20 protein-coding genes are annotated in these 19,548 nt (G+C 62.9%); 16 read left to right on the top strand and 4 right to left on the bottom strand.

The genetic code is table 11. The features are described 5' to 3' along the window. Positions 1-159 precede the first annotated feature (159 nt). The 3 genes from AB4O22_RS08270 (at position 160) to ada (ending at position 2,705) form a co-directional block, all read left to right on the top strand. Positions 160-876, top strand: a complete 717-nt coding sequence (locus tag AB4O22_RS08270; protein WP_460096118.1) for a 2OG-Fe(II) oxygenase — start codon at positions 160-162, stop codon at positions 874-876. Beyond that, positions 863-1,543, top strand: coding sequence for a DNA oxidative demethylase AlkB (gene alkB / locus AB4O22_RS08265; RefSeq protein WP_460076805.1), 681 nt, complete (start codon positions 863-865; stop codon positions 1,541-1,543). The genes AB4O22_RS08270 and alkB overlap by 14 nt, the downstream gene beginning before the upstream one ends. Before the next feature lie 88 nt (positions 1,544-1,631). After that, the gene (gene ada, locus AB4O22_RS08260) at positions 1,632-2,705 is read left to right on the top strand and encodes a bifunctional DNA-binding transcriptional regulator/O6-methylguanine-DNA methyltransferase Ada (RefSeq protein WP_003203015.1); all 1,074 of its coding nucleotides are present in this window, start codon (positions 1,632-1,634) and stop codon (positions 2,703-2,705) included. Here the strand turns inward: ada and AB4O22_RS08255 are convergent. Continuing rightward, on the bottom strand, positions 2,669-3,157 hold the full coding sequence (locus tag AB4O22_RS08255) for a GyrI-like domain-containing protein (protein WP_100264040.1): 489 nt from the start codon (positions 3,155-3,157) through the stop codon (positions 2,669-2,671). The two genes, ada and AB4O22_RS08255, sit on opposite strands and share 37 nt — an antisense overlap. A 148-nt stretch (positions 3,158-3,305) precedes the next feature. Here AB4O22_RS08255 and AB4O22_RS08250 point away from each other — a divergent pair, with 148 nt between their 5' ends. From AB4O22_RS08250 to AB4O22_RS08215, 8 genes are all read left to right on the top strand, one after another. Further along, the gene (locus tag AB4O22_RS08250; RefSeq protein WP_223471890.1) at positions 3,306-4,376 is read left to right on the top strand and encodes an NAD(P)H-dependent flavin oxidoreductase; all 1,071 of its coding nucleotides are present in this window, start codon (positions 3,306-3,308) and stop codon (positions 4,374-4,376) included. A 943-nt stretch (positions 4,377-5,319) separates the two neighbouring features. Beyond that, entirely contained in the window at positions 5,320-6,072 is a 753-nt protein-coding gene (gene modA, locus AB4O22_RS08245; protein ID WP_223471891.1) for a molybdate ABC transporter substrate-binding protein, read from the top strand. After that, a complete protein-coding gene (gene modB / locus AB4O22_RS08240) occupies positions 6,073-6,753 on the top strand; it encodes a molybdate ABC transporter permease subunit (RefSeq protein WP_014337803.1) in 681 nt (226 codons plus the stop codon). Between the two features lie 3 nt (positions 6,754-6,756). Continuing rightward, a complete protein-coding gene (gene modC / locus AB4O22_RS08235; protein WP_223471892.1) occupies positions 6,757-7,836 on the top strand; it encodes a molybdenum ABC transporter ATP-binding protein in 1,080 nt (359 codons plus the stop codon). Positions 7,837-8,094: 258 nt separating this feature from the next. Further along, entirely contained in the window at positions 8,095-9,150 is a 1,056-nt protein-coding gene (locus AB4O22_RS08230; RefSeq protein ID WP_223471893.1) for a DNA topoisomerase IB, read from the top strand. Positions 9,151-9,267: 117 nt separating this feature from the next. Further along, positions 9,268-9,831 carry an ATP-dependent Clp protease proteolytic subunit gene (locus AB4O22_RS08225; protein ID WP_003203029.1) on the top strand — a complete coding sequence of 188 codons (564 nt, stop codon included), beginning with the start codon at positions 9,268-9,270 and terminating at the stop codon, positions 9,829-9,831. A 125-nt stretch (positions 9,832-9,956) separates the two neighbouring features. Continuing rightward, a complete protein-coding gene (locus tag AB4O22_RS08220) occupies positions 9,957-10,136 on the top strand; it encodes a con-10 family general stress protein (RefSeq protein WP_003203031.1) in 180 nt (59 codons plus the stop codon). Positions 10,137-10,277: 141 nt separating this feature from the next. Continuing rightward, on the top strand, positions 10,278-10,748 hold the full coding sequence (locus tag AB4O22_RS08215) for an arsenate reductase ArsC (protein WP_460096116.1): 471 nt from the start codon (positions 10,278-10,280) through the stop codon (positions 10,746-10,748). Between the two features lie 4 nt (positions 10,749-10,752). Here AB4O22_RS08215 and AB4O22_RS08210 read toward each other — a convergent pair whose 3' ends face one another. Further along, a complete protein-coding gene (locus tag AB4O22_RS08210; RefSeq protein ID WP_460096115.1) occupies positions 10,753-11,286 on the bottom strand; it encodes a DUF3087 family protein in 534 nt (177 codons plus the stop codon). 217 nt (positions 11,287-11,503) lie between these two features. On the opposite strand from AB4O22_RS08210, the gene ppnN reads away from it, so the two are divergent. Further along, positions 11,504-12,877, top strand: coding sequence for a nucleotide 5'-monophosphate nucleosidase PpnN (ppnN, locus tag AB4O22_RS08205; protein WP_003203037.1), 1,374 nt, complete (start codon positions 11,504-11,506; stop codon positions 12,875-12,877). Between the two features lie 125 nt (positions 12,878-13,002). Here the strand turns inward: ppnN and AB4O22_RS08200 are convergent, their stop codons facing one another. After that, positions 13,003-13,671 carry an HAD family hydrolase gene (locus AB4O22_RS08200; protein ID WP_223471895.1) on the bottom strand — a complete coding sequence of 223 codons (669 nt, stop codon included), beginning with the start codon at positions 13,669-13,671 and terminating at the stop codon, positions 13,003-13,005. Between the two features lie 171 nt (positions 13,672-13,842). Continuing rightward, positions 13,843-15,189, bottom strand: a complete 1,347-nt coding sequence (locus AB4O22_RS08195; RefSeq protein ID WP_152644396.1) for an MATE family efflux transporter — start codon at positions 15,187-15,189, stop codon at positions 13,843-13,845. 194 nt (positions 15,190-15,383) lie between these two features. Here AB4O22_RS08195 and AB4O22_RS08190 point away from each other — a divergent pair, with 194 nt between their 5' ends. From AB4O22_RS08190 to AB4O22_RS08175, 4 genes are read left to right on the top strand one after another with little or no spacing between them, the layout of a single operon-like run. Continuing rightward, complete coding sequence (locus tag AB4O22_RS08190; RefSeq protein ID WP_373557727.1) at positions 15,384-16,709, top strand: methyl-accepting chemotaxis protein; 1,326 nt, start codon at positions 15,384-15,386, stop codon at positions 16,707-16,709. An 11-nt stretch (positions 16,710-16,720) separates the two neighbouring features. After that, a complete protein-coding gene (locus AB4O22_RS08185; RefSeq protein WP_003203044.1) occupies positions 16,721-17,089 on the top strand; it encodes a response regulator in 369 nt (122 codons plus the stop codon). 15 nt (positions 17,090-17,104) lie between these two features. After that, positions 17,105-17,389, top strand: a complete 285-nt coding sequence (locus AB4O22_RS08180) for an STAS domain-containing protein (protein ID WP_003203046.1) — start codon at positions 17,105-17,107, stop codon at positions 17,387-17,389. A 39-nt stretch (positions 17,390-17,428) separates the two neighbouring features. Next, complete coding sequence (locus tag AB4O22_RS08175; RefSeq protein WP_003203048.1) at positions 17,429-19,531, top strand: chemotaxis protein CheA; 2,103 nt, start codon at positions 17,429-17,431, stop codon at positions 19,529-19,531. Positions 19,532-19,548: the final 17 nt, after the last annotated feature.

The following is a 19,548-nucleotide window of genomic DNA, read 5'->3' as shown; positions in this document are numbered from 1 at the left end:
CAAGCCTTGCTCCCACAGATAATCCTCTCGCCACAGGGTGACGGGTGTGTCAGCTCAGGGTAGGTGAGCGCTCGGCCGTTGACACACCGCAAGATCCGGAGTGTCAGCCGTCAAAGCACTCCCCAGACTGACCAGTCCTTTCTACCAAGGATTGTCATCATGTCCCTACCCTCGCTAATCCAATGCATACACGACCTGGACTGGCCAGCCCTGGAGAACAGCCTCGACCAGGACGGCTGTGCAATCATTCGCAACCTGCTACCGACAACACAATGCCGGCTGCTGAGTGGTCTGTACGCCGAACCCGGGCTTTTTCGTTCGCGGGTGATCATGGCCCGCCATGGATTCGGGCGCGGCGAGTATCAGTATTTTCGCTATCCGCTGCCCGACCTCATCCAGCAGTTGCGCCAGTCGTTGTATCCAGCGTTGGTACCGCTGGCGAACCGCTGGAATGAACACATGGGTATTGAAGTGCGCTACCCCTACGAACACCCTGACTTCATCCGGCGCTGTCACGTCGCCGGGCAATCGCGGCCTACGCCGTTGTTGCTGCAATACGGTCCGCAGGACTACAACTGTCTGCACCAGGATCTGTACGGCGAGCAGGTGTTCCCACTGCAGGTGGCGATCCTGCTGTCGGAACCGGGTCGGGATTTTACCGGCGGCGAGTTTGTCCTCACCGAACAGCGCCCGCGCATGCAATCGCGGCCCCAGGTCATCGATCTGAAACAGGGCGATGCCGTGGTGTTTGCCGTGCACCAGCGGCCCGTCAAAGGCGTTCGCGGTTATTATCGGGTGAACATGCGCCATGGCGTCAGCTGCGTGCACAGCGGCAGGCGGCACACCTTGGGAATCATTTTTCATGATGCGCAGTAATGACACACCGCTCACATTGGACCTGTTCGCCGACCAGGCGCCCACCACGCCTGGCCAGGTCGAGCAGATCGGCCAGCAAGCGTTCGTGCTGCGCGGGTTCGCCCTGCCCTGGCTCGAGCGCTTGCTGCCGGCGCTGGAAAGCGTCTTGCAGGCGGCGCCTTTCCGGCAGATGGTCACGCCCGGTGGCTTTACCATGTCGGTGGCCTTGAGCAGTTGCGGTGCGCTGGGCTGGACCACCGACCGCAGCGGCTATCGCTACACCGCCCACGATCCGCAGACCGGCCACCCCTGGCCCGACATGCCGGCGGTGTTTCGCGAACTGGCCCAGGCCGCCGCCCGGCAGGCGCACTTCGAGCATTTCGAACCCGACGCCTGCCTGATCAACCGCTACGTGCCCGGCGCGCGGATGTCGCTGCACCAGGACAAGAACGAACGCTCCTTTGCCGCCCCCATCGTCTCGATGTCCCTGGGCCTGCCGGCGGTGTTCCAGTTCGGCGGCTTCGAACGCAGCGACAAAAGCCTGCGCATCCCGCTGTTCCATGGCGACATCGTGGTCTGGGGGGGCGTGGACCGGTTGCGCTACCACGGCGTGTTGCCGCTCAAGGAAGGCCAGCACCCGCGCCTGGGCGCCCAGCGGATCAACCTGACGTTTCGCACCGCCGGGTGAAGGTGCAGAATTCAACCGCAAGACCCGGAGTGTTGCCATTTCATAGGCTCGCTACTGTAGGCAAAACGGGCCAATGGACATAACGACCATGAACAGCACTTCGAACAATCTCGCCCCTGAACTGGATCCTCGCTGGGCCGCCGTGCTCGCCCGGGATCCACGCGCCGATGGCACCTTCGTCTATGGCGTGAAAACCACCGGCATCTATTGCCACCCCAGCAGCCTGTCGCGCCTGCCCAACCCGCGCAACGTCGAGTTCTTCGACACGCCGGAGCAGGCCCAGGCCGCCGGTTACCGGCCCAGCAAGCGCGTGGCTCGGGACCAGACCCAGATCGCCGCCCAACAAGCGGCACGGGTTGCCGCCGCCTGCCGGCAGATCGAGGCGGCAGAGGAACTGCCTGGCCTGAATGAGCTGGCAGAAAGCGCGGGCTTGAGCCCCTTTCATTTTCATCGGGTCTTCAAGGCAGTCACTGGCCTGACCCCCAAGGGTTATGCCGCCGCCCACCGCTCACGCAAGGTACGCGAACGCCTGGCCGATGGCGGCACGATCACCGAGGCGCTGTACGACGCCGGCTTCAACTCCAACAGCCGCTTTTATGAGGCAGCCGACAAGGTGTTGGGCATGAAACCCGCCGACTATCGCGCCGCCGGGCAGAACACCGACATCCGTTTCGCCGTCGGCCAATGCTCCCTCGGGGCGATCCTGGTGGCGCAAAGCGAGCGTGGCGTGTGCGCGATCCTGCTGGGGGACGACCCGGACGCGTTGGTGCGGGACCTGCAAGACAAGTTCCGCCGGGCCAACCTGATCGGCGCCGACCGCGAGTTCGAGCAGTTGATCGCCCAGGTGGTTGGCTTCATCGAAGCACCGGCCCTGGGCCTGGACCTGCCCTTGGACCTGCGCGGCACCGCCTTCCAGGAGCGGGTCTGGCAAGCCTTGCGGGATATTCCCGCCGGCAGCACCGCCAGCTACGCCGAGATCGCCCAGCGCATCGGCATGCCCAAGGCCGTGCGCGCCGTGGCCCAGGCCTGCGGCGCCAACAGCCTGGCGGTGGCGATCCCTTGCCACCGGGTGGTACGCAGCGACGGCAACCTGTCGGGCTATCGCTGGGGTGTGGAGCGCAAGCGTCAGTTGCTGGCGCTGGAGCGCTCGTCCGGGGATTGAATGCCGATGTAGATCGCCACCGAATCGGGGCCGCTGTAGACCTCGAAATCAGTGGTAAAGCGGCGCAGCGTCTGCGGATTATCCGCGAAGTACGCCCAGATCAGGCCCCAGGTCTGGATCACGCAGTCGGGCATCGGCCCCTTGGCCGCAAACATCAGGTAATCCCCGCCCTCGATGTCCACGGCGGGGTAGCCTGCGCTGGTCGCATCCACTTGCACCCCGGCCGTCACATCGAAGTGGCCGGTGGCGTCGGACTCGTAATTGGAATACACCCCGTAGACGAACGACTCCGACTGCCGGGCCGGAATCGTGTCGAACAGCCCTTCATTGAAGAACTGCTGCCACATCGGGCCGATCCGAGCGGTGTCGGGCTGCTGCTCGTCGGTGTTGCGGGTGCGCACCTGCAAACCGGCCACGGTGAAGGGTTCGACGGTCTTGAGTTTCACGTCCATGGGTCGGGCTCCTTGATGTATGAAGCCCGCATGGTAACCCTCCCGCCGTCGGGATCAAGTTGCAGCGTTCGATTGAAAAACTCGACTGGCCCTTGCCGGCCCACACCTGCTAAAAACGCTGTTTCCTTCTGCCGTCGGAGACCCGCACATGAGCCAGTGGCCAGACACTCGCATTCTTGACCTGCTCGGTATCGAGCTGCCCATCATCCAGGGGCCACTGGCCGGGGTGACCGGGCCGGCCATGGTGGTCGCGACGTGCAATGCCGGCGGGCTGGGTTCGATGCCGGCGGCGATGCTCGATGTCGAACAACTGCGCCAGGCGCTGACGACCATCGGCGAGCAGACCGACAAACCGTTCAATGTGAATTTTTTCTGTCACCAGCCGCCGGCCTTCGACGAACAGCAGGCCGCGGCCTGGAAGCAACGGCTCAAGCCGTATTACCAGGAACTGGGCGTCGACTTCGACGCGCCGACCCCGGTGTCCAACCGCACGCCGTTCGACGATGCCGCCTGCCGGGTGCTGGAAGAGATGCGTCCCAAAGTGGTCAGTTTCCATTTCGGCCTGCCGGAAAAATCCTTGCTGGATCGGGTGAAGGCCACTGGCGCGAAAATCCTTTCCTCGGCCACCACCGTCGAGGAAGCCATCTGGCTTGAACAGCATGGTTGCGACGCGATCATTGCCATGGGTTACGAAGCCGGTGGTCATCGCGGGATGTTCCTCAGCGACGACCTCAACACCCAAGTCGGGCTGTTTGCCTTGCTGCCGCAGGTGGTGGATGCAGTGAAGGTGCCGGTGATCGCTGCCGGCGGCATTGGCGATGCGCGGGGAATCGTCGCGGCATTCGCCCTGGGTGCCTCGGCGGTGCAACTGGGCAGCGCCTACCTGTTCACCCCCGAGGCGAAGATCAGCGCGTCGCATCACCGGGCGTTGCGCACGGCCAAGGAAAGCCAGACGGCTGTTACCAACCTGTTCACTGGTCGCCCGGCCCGAGGCATCGTCAATCGGGTGATGCGCGAAGTGGGCCCGATGAGCCCACTGGCCCCGGCTTTTCCCTTGGCGGGTGGTGCATTGATGCCGTTGCGCGCCAAGGGTGAAGCAGACTTCAGTAACCTCTGGGCCGGCCAGGCCTTCCCTCTGGGCCGCGAGCTGTCGACGGCCGAGCTGACTCGGCGGCTGGCCGAGGAGGCGTTGGCCCGGCTCCACAGGGCGGATGCCTGATCGAACGCCATCGCGAGCAAGCTCGCTCCCACAGGGGATTGGGGGCAACCGACACATCCGGGTACACCACCGGACCTGTGGGAGCTGAGCTTGCTCGCGATGGCGGTAGCACATTCAAAATGGATGCAAGCTGACCCACCGTCTTCGCGAGCAGGCTCGCTCCCACAGGGGATTGGGGGACAACCGGCACATCCGGGTACACCACCGGACCTGTGGGAGCCGAGCTTGCTCGCGATGGCGGTAGCACATTCAAAATGGATGCTAGCTGACCCACCGTCTTCGCGAGCAGGCTCGCTCCCACAGGGGATTGGGGGACAACCGCACATCCGGGTACACCACCGGACCTGTGGGAGCCGAGCTTGCTCGCGATGGCGGTAGCACATTCAAAATGGATGCTAGCTGACCCACCGTCTTCGCGAGCAAGCTTGGCTCCCACAGGGGATTGGGGGACAACCGGCACATCCGGGTACACCACCGGACCTGTGGGAGCCGAGCTTGCTCGCGATGGCGGTAGCACATTCAAAATGGATGCACGCTGATCCACCGTCTTCGCGAGCAGGCTTGCTCCCACAGGGGATTGGGGGCAACCGGCACATCCGGGTACACCACCGGACCTGTGGGAGCCGAGCTTGCTCGCGATGGCGGTAGCGCATTCAAAATGGATGCTAGCTGACCCACCGTCTTCGCGAGCAGGCTCGCTCCCACAGGGGATTGGGGGACAACCGGCACATCCGGGTACACCACCGGACCTGTGGGAGCCGAGCTTGCTCGCGATGGCGGTAGCACATTCAAAATGGATGCAAGCTGACCCACCGTCTTCGCGAGCAAGCTTGGCTCCCACACCCTTGCACCTCACTCCCCGGGCGAAATGCCGCGTTCCGTTTGTCGGTCATTCGCTATATATTCCTGTATATAGCGAACCTGACCCCACGGAGCCTCACCCATGCCTCTCACCCGCTTCGCGCCGTTGCTGCTGACCACGTTCTTTGCCATTGGCGCCGCCCAGGCCGCTGAGGTGCAGGTGGCAGTCGCTTCCAATTTCACCGCGCCGATCCAGGCCATCGCCGCCGATTTCGAAAAAGACACCGGGCACAAGCTGGTGGCGGCTTACGGGGCCACCGGGCAGTTCTACACCCAGATCAAGAACGGCGCGCCATTCGAAGTCTTCCTCGCCGCCGACGACACCACCCCGGCCAAGCTCGAAAGCGAAGGCGACGCCGTCAAGGGCTCGCGTTTCACCTACGCGGTCGGCACCCTGGCGCTGTGGTCGGCCAAGGACGGTTATGTCGACAGCCAGGGCCAGGTGCTCAAGCACAACGACTTCCAGCACCTGTCCATCGCCAACCCGAAAGCCGCACCCTACGGCCTGGCCGCGACCCAGGTGCTGGACAAGCTCGGCTTGACCGCGCAGGTGAAAAGCAAACTCGTCGAAGGCCAGAACATCACCCAGGCCTATCAATTCGTCTCCACCGGTAACGCCGAACTCGGTTTCGTCGCCTTGTCCCAGGTGTACAAGGACGGCAAAGTGACGGGCGGCTCGGCATGGATCGTCCCGGCCGAACTGCACGACCCGATCAAACAGGACGCGGTGATCCTCAACAAGGGCCGGGACAACCCCGCTGCCGTGGCCCTGGTGGATTACCTCAAGAGCCCGAAAGCCGTCGCCATCATCCAAACCTACGGTTACCAACGCTAAATGCCCCTGACCAGCGCCGACTACGCCGCCATCTGGCTGACCCTGAAACTGGCGTCATTGACCACGGTGATCCTGTTGCTCATCGGCACGCCCATCGCGTTGTGGCTGTCGCGCACCCGCTCCTGGCTGCGCGGGCCGGTGGGTGCGGTGGTCGCGTTGCCGTTGGTGCTGCCGCCCACGGTGATCGGCTTCTACCTGTTGCTGGCGTTGGGGCCGAACGGCTGGATCGGCCAGTTCACCCAGGCCCTCGGGTTGGGCACCCTCACCTTCAGCTTCACCGGGTTGGTAATCGGCTCGGTGATCTATTCCATGCCGTTTGTGGTGCAGCCGTTGCAGAACGCCTTTGCCGCCATCGGCAGTCGCCCGCTGGAAGTCGCCGCCACCCTGCGGGCCGGGCCCTGGGATACGTTTTTCAGCGTCATCCTGCCCCTGGCCCGCCCCGGCTTCATCACTGCGGCGATTCTCGGCTTTGCCCACACCGTCGGCGAATTCGGCGTGGTGCTGATGATCGGCGGCAACATCCCGGAGAAAACCCGGGTGGTGTCAGTGCAGATCTACGACCATGTCGAAGCCTTGGAATACGCCCAGGCCCACTGGCTGGCCGCGGCGATGCTGGTGTTTTCATTCCTGGTGCTGCTGGCGCTGTACTCCAGCCGCCGAACCCGTGCCGGTTGGAGCTGATCGATGATTCACGCGCGTTTGCAGCTCGACCACGGGGCTTTTTCCCTGGACCTGGATGTGCAACTGCCCGGCCGTGGCGTGACCGCCCTGTATGGGCCGTCCGGTTCCGGCAAAACCACCTGCCTGCGTTGCATCGCCGGGTTGGAGCGGCCGGCCCGGGGTTTTATCGAGGTCAACGGCCAAGTCTGGCAAGACACTGAGCACGCTGTGTTTTTGCCGCCCCATAAACGGTCGGTGGGGTATGTGTTCCAGGAGGCGAGCCTGTTCGCCCATTTGTCGGTGCGGGCCAACCTGGCGTTCGGCCTCAAGCGCATCGCGCCGGCACAACGGCGGGTGGACATGCAACAGGCGACCGAACTGCTGGGCATCGGGCACTTGCTCGATCGGCAGCCGCACAACCTGTCCGGCGGCGAGCGCCAGCGGGTGGGCATCGCCCGCGCCTTACTCACCAGCCCGCAACTGCTGTTGATGGATGAGCCGCTGGCGGCCCTCGATAGCCGACGCAAAAACGAAATCCTGCCGTACCTGCAACGGCTCCACGATGAGCTGGACATCCCGGTGCTGTATGTCAGCCATTCCCAGGATGAAGTGGCGCGCCTGGCCGATCACATCGTGCTGCTCGACGGCGGTCGCGCGCTGGCCAGTGGGCCGATCGGCGAAACCCTGGCCCGGCTCGACCTGCCATTGGCCCTGGGGGATGATGCAGGCGTGGTGATCGAGGGCAAGGTCAGCGGGTACGACCCGGCTTATCAATTGCTGACCCTGAATCTGCCCGACAGCCAACTGAACGTACGCGTGGCCCACACCTCACTGGCCCTCGGCCAGCCGCTGCGCTTCAAGGTCCAGGCCCGGGACGTCAGCCTCAGCCTGGCGAACGATGCCCAGACCAGCATCCTCAATCGCCTGCCAGTCACCGTGGTCAGCGAACAGGCCGCCGACAACGCCGCCCACGTGCTGATCCGCCTGGAAGCCGCCGGCACCCCGCTGCTGGCGCGTATCACCCGCTATTCGCGCGATCAGCTGAAATTGCATCCAGGGCAGGTGTTGTGGGCGCAGATCAAGGCGGTGGCGGTGTTGGCGTAGGGTCCGAAACCAGCGGATCACACTGTGGGAGCTTGTGGGAGCAAGGCTTGCCCGCGATGCAAGCACCTCGGTGTAGCTGATAGACCGAGGCGATGCTATCGCGGGCAAGCCTTGCTCCCACAGGTTTGCTCCTGCTGGTTTACTCCTGCTGGTTTGCTCCCACAGGTTTTGCGGCAACCTTAGAATCTTGGCACGACGGCAACAGCCTGCGGTCAATGAATTCACAGGCCACCGGATTCGCTGCCAAGGACTCTTTTCATGCCCGATACCCTGCCGCCGGATGCACTGCCGGCCGACCTGCATTATGTCGATGACACGGCCCCGGGCATCACCCGTAAAAAGCAGCGGGGCAAATTCTGTTATTTCGACCCGCAGGGCCAGCGCATCACCGATGCGGCCGAGATCCAGCGCATCAATGCCCTGGCGGTGCCGCCGGCCTACACCGATGTCTGGATCTGCACCGACCCGCGCGGCCATCTCCAGGCCACCGGGCGCGATGCCCGCGGGCGCAAGCAGTACCGTTACCATGCGCGCTGGCGTGAGGTCCGTGATGCGGACAAGTACTCGCGCATGCTGGAATTCGGACGGGCCCTGCCGCGCCTGCGCAAACGCCTGGAGGAAATCCTCGCCACGCCGGGGTTCAGCCGCGACAAAGTCATGGCCACGGTCATCACCCTGCTGGACGTGACCCTGATCCGCGTCGGCAACAGCCAATACGCCCGGGACAATCGCTCCTACGGCCTGACGACCCTGCGCGACAAACATGTCGAGATCAACGGCAGCGCCATCGCCTTCCAGTTCCGTGGCAAGAGCGGCATCGAGCACCAGATCACCGTGAAGGACCGGCGCCTGGCGCGGATCATCAAGCGCTGCCAGGAGATCCCCGGGCAGAACCTGTTCCAGTACCTGGACGAACACGGCGAGCGCCACGCCATCAGTTCTTCGGACATCAACGCCTACCTCAAGACCCTCACTGGCGCTGACTTCACCGCCAAGGACTACCGCACCTGGGCCGGCAGCGCAGCCGCTCTGGCCGGGTTGCGGACGCTGAGTTGGGAAACCGAAAGCGAGGCCAAAAGACACGTCGCCGAGATGGTCAGGCAAGTCGCCAGACAGCTGGGCAACACGCCGACCGTCTGTCGCAAGTGCTACATTCATCCTGCGGTGGTGGAGGGTTTCCTGCTCGGTGCCCTGACCCAGTTGCCCAAACCCCGGGCACGCAAAGGCCTCAGCGAAGAAGAAGCCGGGCTGACGCTATTTCTGCAGCGCATGACGCAAGCCGCCCAGAAATGCGAACAGCAGCAGCCGGCTTGATGCGCTCCACCAGCAGCCAGCCACGGATGAGGAACATCCGCAGACCGCTGGACTCCCAACTGTACGGCACAGCCGATCCGCAGGCACTTCAAAGGGTGAAGTCGACAGGAGTTTCAGATGTCCGAACACATTGTCCATTTTCATTGCCAGATCGATCAGGGAACCACCGAACGCTTTCGCGATAACTGCCTGGAGGCCATTGAGAAAGGCGCCGACTCGCTGATGCTCAATCTCTCCACAGTCGGTGGCAGTACCAACTTCGGTTTCACCCTCTACACCTTCATAAAGTCCCTTCCGGTACCGGTACGTGCGGTGAACGCCGGCAACATCGAGTCGATGGGCATCGTCATGTACCTGGCCGCCAGCGACCGCACCACCACCCCGCATTCGCGGTTCCTGATTCATCCGATGAACTGGTATTTCGGCCAGAAATCCGTGGACCACTCACGCTTGCGCGAGTACCTGTCCAGCCTGGACAACGACGTGGCGCGCTACGTGGAAATCTACGTCAAGGAAACCGCTGGCGCGGCGACGCAGTTGGATATCTTCAAATGCCTGTGCGCCGAAGAGCGGGTGATCCCGGCGGAAAACTCCCTGGCTTTCGGCATTGCCCATCGGGTCGAGCAAGTGATTTTCCCCACGGATGCCAAGCATTGGAAAGTCAGCGGTGGCGAGGATTAGAAGTGAACACTGACGGCTGACCATTCGTCGCCAGCAAGCGGTTTTTTTTAAACTTCCCTCGGCCATTTTCTTTCCCAACTAATGCGAGGCACGTTGCTCGCTCAACCAAAATGAGGATTCTCGAAATGGCCAGTAGCGGAAACAAAAACCCAGGCAACTTCGCCAATGATCGTGAAAAAGCATCGGAAGCCGGCAAGAAAGGCGGACAAGCGTCGGGCGGCAACGTTGCCAACGATCGGCAAAAAGGCACTGGAGCCGGTAACAAAGGTAGCGAACGCAGCCAAGGCGGCGGCAGAAAATCGTAACCACCCAAATCGTTGGGGCGCAGACGTACTGCGCCCCGGCGCTATCCACGCTTCCCCTCGCCACAAATACGAAATTCCATATATTCGATTATCCGCATATACTCCGGCGCAGCCCACCCTTGCGCTTTTCGGAGCCGATCGATGAAAGTCCTCTTCATGTGCACAGCCAATAGTTGCCGCAGCATTCTCAGCGAAGCGATGTTCAACCATCTGGCCCCGGCCGGGTTCGAGGCCGTCAGCGCCGGCAGTTTCCCCAAGGGCCACGTGCTGCCGCGCAGCCTGAGCACCTTGCAAGAGGCCGGCATCAGCGTCCAAGGCTTGCGCAGCAAGGGTAACGACGCGTTCGAGGGCAGCCCGCCGGACATCGTCATCACCGTGTGCGACAGCGCCGCCCGCGATGCTTGCCCGGTGTACTTCGGTCCGGCCATCAAGGCCCACTGGGGCCTGGTCGATCCATCAACCGTCAGAGGCAGCGACGACCAGATCGGCCAGGCCTTCCATGCCACCCTGGATCGTATCGAAACCCGCTGCCGGGCCTTTTTCGCCTTGCCCTTCGACCAGCTCGATGCCCAGGCCCTGAAAGCCGAGCTCGACCGCATCGGCACCCTCTGACCGATCAACCCGCGCGATAGGCCTGCTTCACCGTCTCGATCCAGCTCGGGTCCAGGCGCGATTGTTCGGTGTCCAGGCCCAGCGCCTGCATCTTCGCCAGGTGCGCGTCGGACTCTCGCGCCAGGGAGCCCTGGGCGCTGGAGTTGGCGTCCAGCTGATGCATCTGGGCCAGCCCCAGGTGATAGAAGCGCAGCAGTTTCATGGCGGTGGGGTCCTGGGCCTGCACCCCGGCGGTCACCTGGTGCATCACGTTGGTGATTTTCATCAGGCTGCGCTTGAGCCGCCAACCGTACACGGCGGCGGCCATCCACGGCTGCGACCAGAAATACAGGCGCATCAGCGCAGCCATCGCCAGCACCGCGACAATCACCCCGCCGAGGTTGAAACGAAAGTTATCGCCTCCGGGCGTGCCCAGCAGCATCACGGCCAGGCTGGACAGCAGCATCGCCAGGGCCAGGAACACCACCGCGATGATCAGGGTGCTGCGGCGAGTCTGCTTGCGATAGGTGTCGCCATCCCACGGTTTGATCTCGAACATCGCGGTGCAATTTCCTTGTACGGCATCAAAAGAGTCACGCATTATCGCCTGCCCGGTCGATTTAGCTATGCTGGAGCTCATTTTGTAGCGCAACCGACTCGCCGGGTCCGGATCAAAGTCCATGGCGATAGCGCAAGGATCGTGCGATCTTTCTGCGTGGACGTTTTTTTCAAGATGCCGTCGTTGTGTGCATGGCATCGTTTCCAAGGAAAGCTGAATGACTCAAAGACATGTAATCAACGCCTCGGTAAGCCCCAAGGGCAGCCTGGAGACCTTGTCCCAGCGCGAAGTCCAGCAACTGAGCGAAGCCGGTTCCGGCAGTATCTATACCCTCTTCCGCCAGTGCGCCCTGGCCATCCTCAACACCGGCGCCCATGTTGATAACGCCAAGACCATCCTGGAAGCCTACAAGGACTTCGAGATCCGTATTCACCAGCAGGACCGGGGCGTGCGCCTGGAGCTGCTGAACGCGCCGGCCGATGCGTTCGTCGACGGCGAAATGATCGCCAGCACCCGGGAAATGCTGTTCAGCGCCCTGCGCGACATCGTCTACACCGAGAACGAGCTGGACAGCCAGCGCATCGACCTCAGCTCGTCCCAGGGCATCAGCGACTACGTGTTCCATCTGCTGCGCAACGCCCGCACCTTGCGTCCAGGCGTGGAGCCGAAAATCGTCGTGTGCTGGGGCGGTCACTCGATCAACACCGAAGAATACAAATACACCAAGAAGGTCGGCCACGAACTGGGCCTGCGCAGCCTGGACATCTGCACCGGTTGCGGCCCTGGCGTGATGAAAGGCCCGATGAAAGGCGCCACCATTGCCCATGCCAAGCAGCGTATCCATGGCGGTCGCTACCTGGGCCTGACGGAACCGGGCATCATCGCCGCCGAGGCGCCGAACCCGATCGTCAATGAGCTGGTGATCCTGCCGGACATCGAGAAACGCCTCGAGGCTTTCGTGCGTGTCGGTCACGGCATCATCATCTTCCCGGGCGGCGCCGGTACGGCGGAAGAGTTCCTGTACCTGCTGGGCATCCTGATGCACCCGGCCAACCAGGACCTGCCGTTCCCGGTGGTTCTCACCGGGCCGAAAAGCGCCGCGCCGTACCTCGATCAGTTGCATGCGTTTGTCGGTGCAACCCTGGGTGAGGAGGCGCAGAAGCACTATCAGATCATCATCGACGACCCGGCCGAAGTGGCACGGCAGATGACCCAGGGGCTCAAGGAGGTCAAGCAGTTCCGCCGCGAGCGCAACGACGCCTTCCACTTCAACTGGCTGCTGAAGATCGACGAGGGCTTCCAGCGCCCGTTCGACCCGACCCACGCCAACATGGCCAGCCTGGGCCTGAGCCGCGACCTGCCCGCCCACGAACTGGCCGCCAATCTGCGCCGGGCGTTCTCGGGAATCGTGGCCGGTAACGTCAAGGACAAGGGCATCCGCCTGATCGAAGAACACGGCCCGTACGAAATCCACGGCGACGCCGCCATCATGGAACCCCTCGATCGCCTGCTCCAGGCCTTCGTCGCCCAGCACCGCATGAAACTGCCAGGCGGCGCGGCGTATGTGCCGTGCTATCGCGTGGTGACCTGACAAAGTCGCCATAACCTTAATGTGGGAGCGAGCTTGCTCGCGATGACAGCGGCACATTCAGCACAGATGCAAGCTGACCCACCGCTATCGCGAGCAAGCTCGCTCCCACAGGAGTTCTGCTGTGGTCACAGAGTCGGGGTCAGCCGCATCAGCCCGGCTTCATCCACTTCAATACCAAGCCCAAGGTAATCCTTGATCTGCGGATGAAGGGTGACCACCGGGTGCGTATGCGTCGCCGTTACCACCAGCACATCCGCCTCGGCCGCCTCGCCTGCCCGGATGCCCGCCTCGGCGTCTTCAAAGACCAGGCATTCTTGCGGTGCCACTTGCAAGCGTTCGGCCGCCAGGCGATAGCAGGCGGGGTTGGGCTTGCCATCGCTGACGTCTTCGGCCGTGACCATGACCAAAGGGCGTGGAATTCCGGCGGCTTCCATACGGCGCAAGGCCAATGCCATCGGCGCTGAGGTGACGATTGCCCAGCACTCTGGCGGCAGGCTGTTCAGAAAGGCCTGCGCACCGGGCACCTGCACCACCCCTTCGACGTCTTCGATTTCCTCGCGGGTAATCTGCTCGGCTTCCGCCTGGGCATCCACCCCCGGCAGGTGCTGGCGGGCGATGGTGTCGATGGCGCGCACGCCATGGATGGTCGGCAGGAACGTCGCCACGTCCACGCCATGACGCACGGCCCAGCGCGTCCAGATCCGCTCGGCGGCGGCGATGGAGTTGAGCAATGTGCCGTCCATGTCGAACAGGAAGGCGCGATAGGCAATGTGGGTGGGGAGACTGGCAGACATCGGATCCTCGGTGGCGGCGTGGCGGGTGATGGCCACTGTAACATCGCCAGCCCCCAATCCTCTGTGGGAGCGAGCTTGCTCGCGATAGCGGTGGGTCAGCTTGCATCGATGCTGAATGTTCCGACGCCATCGCGAGCAAGCTCGCTCCCACAGGGTTTAGTGATGGGTTAGTTACACCAGCCGCTCGATCGGCTGATGCTGCCACACCCGTTTGTAGTACAGCGTCTGCAACAGCAGCATGCTCAAGTAGGCCACCGGGAACGCCATCCACACCCCTTGCAGCCCGAAGCGAGCGTCCAGCAGATACGCCGCCGGCACTTGCACGGCGACGATGCAGAAGATCGAGATGGCGACCGGCACCAGCACCGTGCCGCTGGCGCGCATGATGCCGCCGACGATCGCCTGGAAGCCGAACACCAACAGGCTCCAGAGCATGATGTGCAGCAGGTGTTCGGCCTGGACCCGTGCCGCCGGGTCGGTGATGAACAACCCCAGCAGCCAGTGGGACAACAGATAGCCCAGGACCACCAGCCCACCCGTAAGCCAGAGGTTGATCAACAGCCCCGTGCGCAGGATCGGCCCCAGGCGCTCCAGGCGTCCGGCACCGATGGCCTGGGCGCCGAGGATCGAGGCGGTGATGGCGATCGACAGCGCCGGAAACTGCACGTAGTTGACGATCTGCGTCACCGCGCCATAGGCCGCCGTGGCCTGGGAACCATGGCTATTGACCAGCGTCAGGATGACCAACTCCGACAACGAGATCACCACCATCTGCAACCCTGTGGGCAAGCCAATGCGCAGCACTTTGCCAAGGATCTCCGTGTCCAGGCGCATCGCCGCGAACAACGCCCGGTCCGGTGCCAGGGCATGCTCGCGACGGTTCAGGCGCCACGCCAGCATGGCCATGGCCGAGGCCGTCCCCACCAACCCCGCCAGCGCCGCGCTCTGGATGCCCATCGGCGGCAACCCCAGCCAACCACGAATCAATACGGGCGTAAGCAGCAGCCCGACACTGGTGGAGATCAGCAGCGCCAGCATCGGTGAGACCGTATCGCTCACCCCGCGTAGCAGTTGAGTGAACAGCACAAATACCAACAACATCGGCAGGATCCACATCATGACCCGGGCATAGGAAACGGCATCCTCCAGCACATCGGCCGGCGTGCCGAGCCCCTGCAACGCCTGACGCGCAAAAACACTGCCGAGCACCGCCGCCGTCAGGCCGATGATCGCCCCCAGCAACAACGTCGAACCGGCAATCGCCTTCACCGTGCCGGTTTCTCCGGCACCGTAGGCCTGCCCGATCAACACTCCCGCCCCCGCGCCGAGGCCAATCACCAATGCGATAAAGAAAAACACGATGGGAAACATGCCCGACACCGCCGCCAAGGCCTGGGTACCGAGCATCTGGCCGATGTAAATGCTGTTGAACGTGCCAGACATGGACTGCAGGAAGTTGGACAGGACCATGGGGGCCAGGAACAGAAGATAGGTTTTCCAGAGGGGCTGGGTGGGCATGGGGGCTCTGATGGCAGGTTCGAAATCCAATGCGGGGTAATTTAGCGCAATCCATTCAGTCTGTTTCAGAAGAATCAACCGGAGAGCACTCTTGAGGGTTCTATGTTGCGGCTTATACCTTCGTCGGGTGCATTCGACATTTCACAGACAGCGTCTAATCTGAAGTAGCACAGTGCCACGTACTGTGTAGGCCAATGCCTATGCAATACCGGTATCGGACAGCCGGTCTTAAAGTCCGAGTAGAGGTCGCAGATAACCAGTTATTCGCAAATAACCTGTTAGAAACTCTGTTCAAGGACCGAACCATGACGTCGTACCCACACGGTCATTCCTTCGCCCAACCACCTCGCATCCTCTGGAACACAGTGCTCGTCGCTTTTGTTGCTGCCGTTGGCGTCGTACTGCTCAACGGTCCAAGTGTTCAAAACATCATCCTGGCTGTTGCCCTCCTGGCCGTTGGCGTCGGTGCTGGCGTATGGGGTGCGCGTTCGCAACGTCAGCAGTTCGACCGCGCCATCGCCGCCGCCATGGCCCGCCACGACCTGCAAGCCAGCGAGCACCTGGCCCATAAAACCAGCGAGCAACTCAACGAAGTCATTCTTGGTGCGATGCCGATCTGGGCCAAGCAGGTCGAAAGCTCCAGGCAGCAGACCGAAACCGCAATCGTCTCGCTGACCAGCCGCTTTACCGGCATTTCTTCGCGCCTGGAAGAGACCGTGCAAGCCTCGCAACTGGCCGCCGGTGAGTTGGCCGGCAGCAGCAGTGGCGGTGCCGTGCAGGTGCTGGCCCAGAGCGAAAGTGAACTGGTCAAGGTCATCGATTCCCTGAAGGCCACCCAGGCCAGCCGCGATGAAACCCTTGCCCAGGTGCGCAACCTGACGGCCTATACCGGCGAGCTGCGGACCATGGCCGCCGATGTCGCGGCGATTGCCGCACAGACCAACCTGCTGGCCCTCAACGCCGCCATCGAAGCCGCCCGTGCCGGCGAGGCCGGGCGTGGGTTTGCCGTGGTGGCCGACGCCGTGCGCAGTCTCTCGAGCAAATCCAGCGAGACCGGCCAGCAGATGTCGGCCAAGGTCGACATCATCAACAACGCCATCACCCAACTGGTGCATGCCGCGTCCAGCGGCGCGGACCAGGACAGCCATTCGGTCAGTGCCTCCGAGCAAAGCATCCAGCAGGTGCTGGAGCGCTTCAAGAGCGTCACCGGCAGCTTGGCCGACTCGGCCGACATGCTGCAGCGCGAGAGCTTCGGCATCCGCGATGAACTCACCGAGGTGCTGGTCAGCCTGCAATTCCAGGATCGGGTCAGCCAGATCCTCAGCCACGTGCGCGACAACATCGAGGACCTGCATGTGCACATGCAGCAGGCCAGCCAGTCGCCCGAACAGGCTGTTTCCATCGACGCCCGCCAATGGCTGGCGCGCATGGAAACCACTTACGCCACCGACGAGCAACGCCGTAATCACCACGGCGACTCGGGCGCGCAACAGACTTCACAGGAAATTACCTTCTTTTAGGAGCGCCGTTCATGGCTAAAAGTGTATTGGTTGTCGACGACTCCGCGAGCGTTCGACAGGTGGTCGGCATCGCGTTGAAAAGTGCCGGCTATGACGTGATCGAAGCCAGCGATGGCAAGGACGCGCTGGGCAAGCTCAATGGCCAGAAAGTGCACCTGATCATCAGTGACGTGAACATGCCCAACATGGACGGCATCACCTTCGTCAAGGAGGTCAAGAAGCTGGCCAGCTACAAGTTCACGCCGATCATCATGCTCACCACCGAATCCCAGGAATCGAAGAAGCAGGAAGGCCAGGCCGCCGGAGCCAAGGCCTGGGTGGTCAAGCCGTTCCAGCCGGCGCAGATGCTGGCGGCGGTATCCAAGCTGATTCTTCCTTGATAGCCGGAGGCTCCCATGCCGTGGCAATACGAGACACACGATGACACCGCCCAGGTGCACATCGACGGCGAGCTGACGATCTACACCGCCGCCGACCTGGCCGCGCAATGGTTGCCGCACCTGGGCGCAACACCGCGAATGGCCCTCGATCTGTCGCAGATCACCGAGATGGACGGCGCCGGCCTGCAACTGCTGCTGATGGTACAGCGTGAGGCCGCCAAGGCCGGTACCCAACTGACATTGACGGGCCAAAGCAAGGCCGTCACGGAAACACTTGCCCTGTGCAACCTGGTTGCCTAGGGCTGTTGCAATACGTCGGACACGACAAAGGATATGAGCGTGAGCATCAATCTCGATCAGGCACAACAGACCTTCATCGTCGAGGCACGGGAACAGTTGCAGGCGATGGAAGAATCGCTGCTGCAACTGGAAACCGACCCCGGCGACGATGACGCCATTGGCGCGATCTTCCGGGCGGCGCACACGATCAAGGGCTCGGCCGGGCTTTTCGGCCTGGAACCGATCGTCAGCTTCACCCATATCGTCGAAGACGTGCTCGATCGCCTGCGCAATGGCAGCGTCGAGGTGGACGCAGGCCTGATCGCGGTGCTGCTCAAGTCCAGCGATCACATGCTGGAACTGATCAACGTGGCCGCCAACCAGGGCGGAGCGCTGCCGCCACCGGCCCTGCAGCGGGAAGTGGAGCTGTGCCAGATCCTGCAGGAGTACCAGGCGCCCTCGCCCGCTGCGGCCCCGACATCTACCCCTGAAATCAACACCAGCGAACCCGGCGAAACGCGCCTCTGGCACATCTCCCTGCGCTTCGGCCAGGACGTGTTCCGCAACGGCATGGACCCGCTGTCGTTCCTGCGCTATCTGCAAACCCTGGGTGAAATCGTCGACCTCACCACCTTGACCGACGCCCTGCCCGCCGCCGATGCCTGGGACGCCGAATCCTGCTACCTGGGCTTCGACATCGAGTTTCGCTCGGCCGCCAGCCACGGCGCGATCAACGAAGTATTCGACTTCGTCCGGGAAGACTGCGTGATCGAGATCGTTGCCCTGGATAACGACATCGCCCCCCAGGCCAACACCGGCCTGGTTGCCACGTCGCCGGAACAGGTCGAGGAAAACACCGCCCTGGTCACCACCGGCGAGTTGTTGTCCGACCAACGCAAGACGCCGCGCGTGCCTGCCCAGATCGCCAGCGACAAACAAGCGGTGACCAGCGACAGCAAGGCCAAGGACGGCACCTACGTGCGGGTCAATGCCGACAAGCTCGACGAACTGATCAACCTGGTGGGCGAACTGGTCATCGCCAGCGCCGGTGCCAGCCTGCTGGCCCGCACCTGCAACAACGATCCGTTGCAGGAATCCACCTCGACGGTGTCGTCACTGGTGGAGGAAATCCTCGACGGCGCCCTGCGCCTGCGCATGATCCCCATCGGCGAAACCTTCAACCGCTTCCGTCGGGTGGTGCGCGATGTCAGCCAGGAGCTGGGCAAGGACATCGACCTGATCATCAGCGGTGCGGAGACCGAGCTGGACAAGACCGTGGTGGAAAAAATCGGCGACCCGCTCATGCACTTGCTGCGCAACGCCATGGACCACGGCATTGAAACCGCCGAGGCGCGCCTGGCCGCTGGCAAACCAGCCAAGGGGCACCTGCACCTCAACGCCTATCACGACTCGGGCAGCATCGTGCTGGAAATCGCCGACGACGGCGCCGGCCTGAACCGCGACCGGATCCTGGAAAAAGCCCAGGAACGTGGCCTGGTAACACCGGGCGCGAGCCCGACCGACCAGGAAATCTACAACCTGATTTTCGAACCTGGCTTCTCCACCGCCCAGGCCGTGACCAACCTTTCGGGGCGTGGCGTGGGCATGGACGTGGTCAAGCGCAACATCACCCTGCTGCGCGGCACCGTCGACCTGGACAGCCAGCCTGGCAAGGGCACCGTGGTCCGTATCCGCCTGCCGCTGACCCTGGCAATCATCAATGGTTTTCTGGTGGGCATCGGTCAATCGACCTATGTCATTCCGCTGGATATGGTCCAGGAATGCATCGAGCTGAGCGAAGACGATGGGCTCGCCAGCCGCGAACAAGGCTACCTCGACCTGCGCGGCGAGGTGCTGCCGCTGGTCTACCTGCGCGATCACTTCAGCCACGAAGGCCCGGCCGCGCGCCGGCAGAACGTGGTGGTGGTGCGCTACGCCGAACTCAAGGCCGGGCTGGTGGTGGATGACTTGCTGGGTGAATTCCAGACCGTGATCAAGCCGCTGGGCAAGCTGTTTGGTGCCCTTCGCGGCATCAGTGGCTCGACCATCCTGGGCAGTGGCGCCGTGGCGTTGATTCTCGACGTACCGGCGCTGCTCACCCAGATCGCCCAAGTGGAAAACCGCTACACACCGACTCAATTCCAACAAGCCAACGCTCGCTGACGCTTTAGCAATTCCAT

The sequence above is a fragment of the Pseudomonas sp. S3_B11 genome (assembly GCF_054667715.1).
The sequence above is the reverse complement of the archived record's forward strand: the minus strand, read 5'-3'. Positions and strand labels throughout refer to the sequence as shown.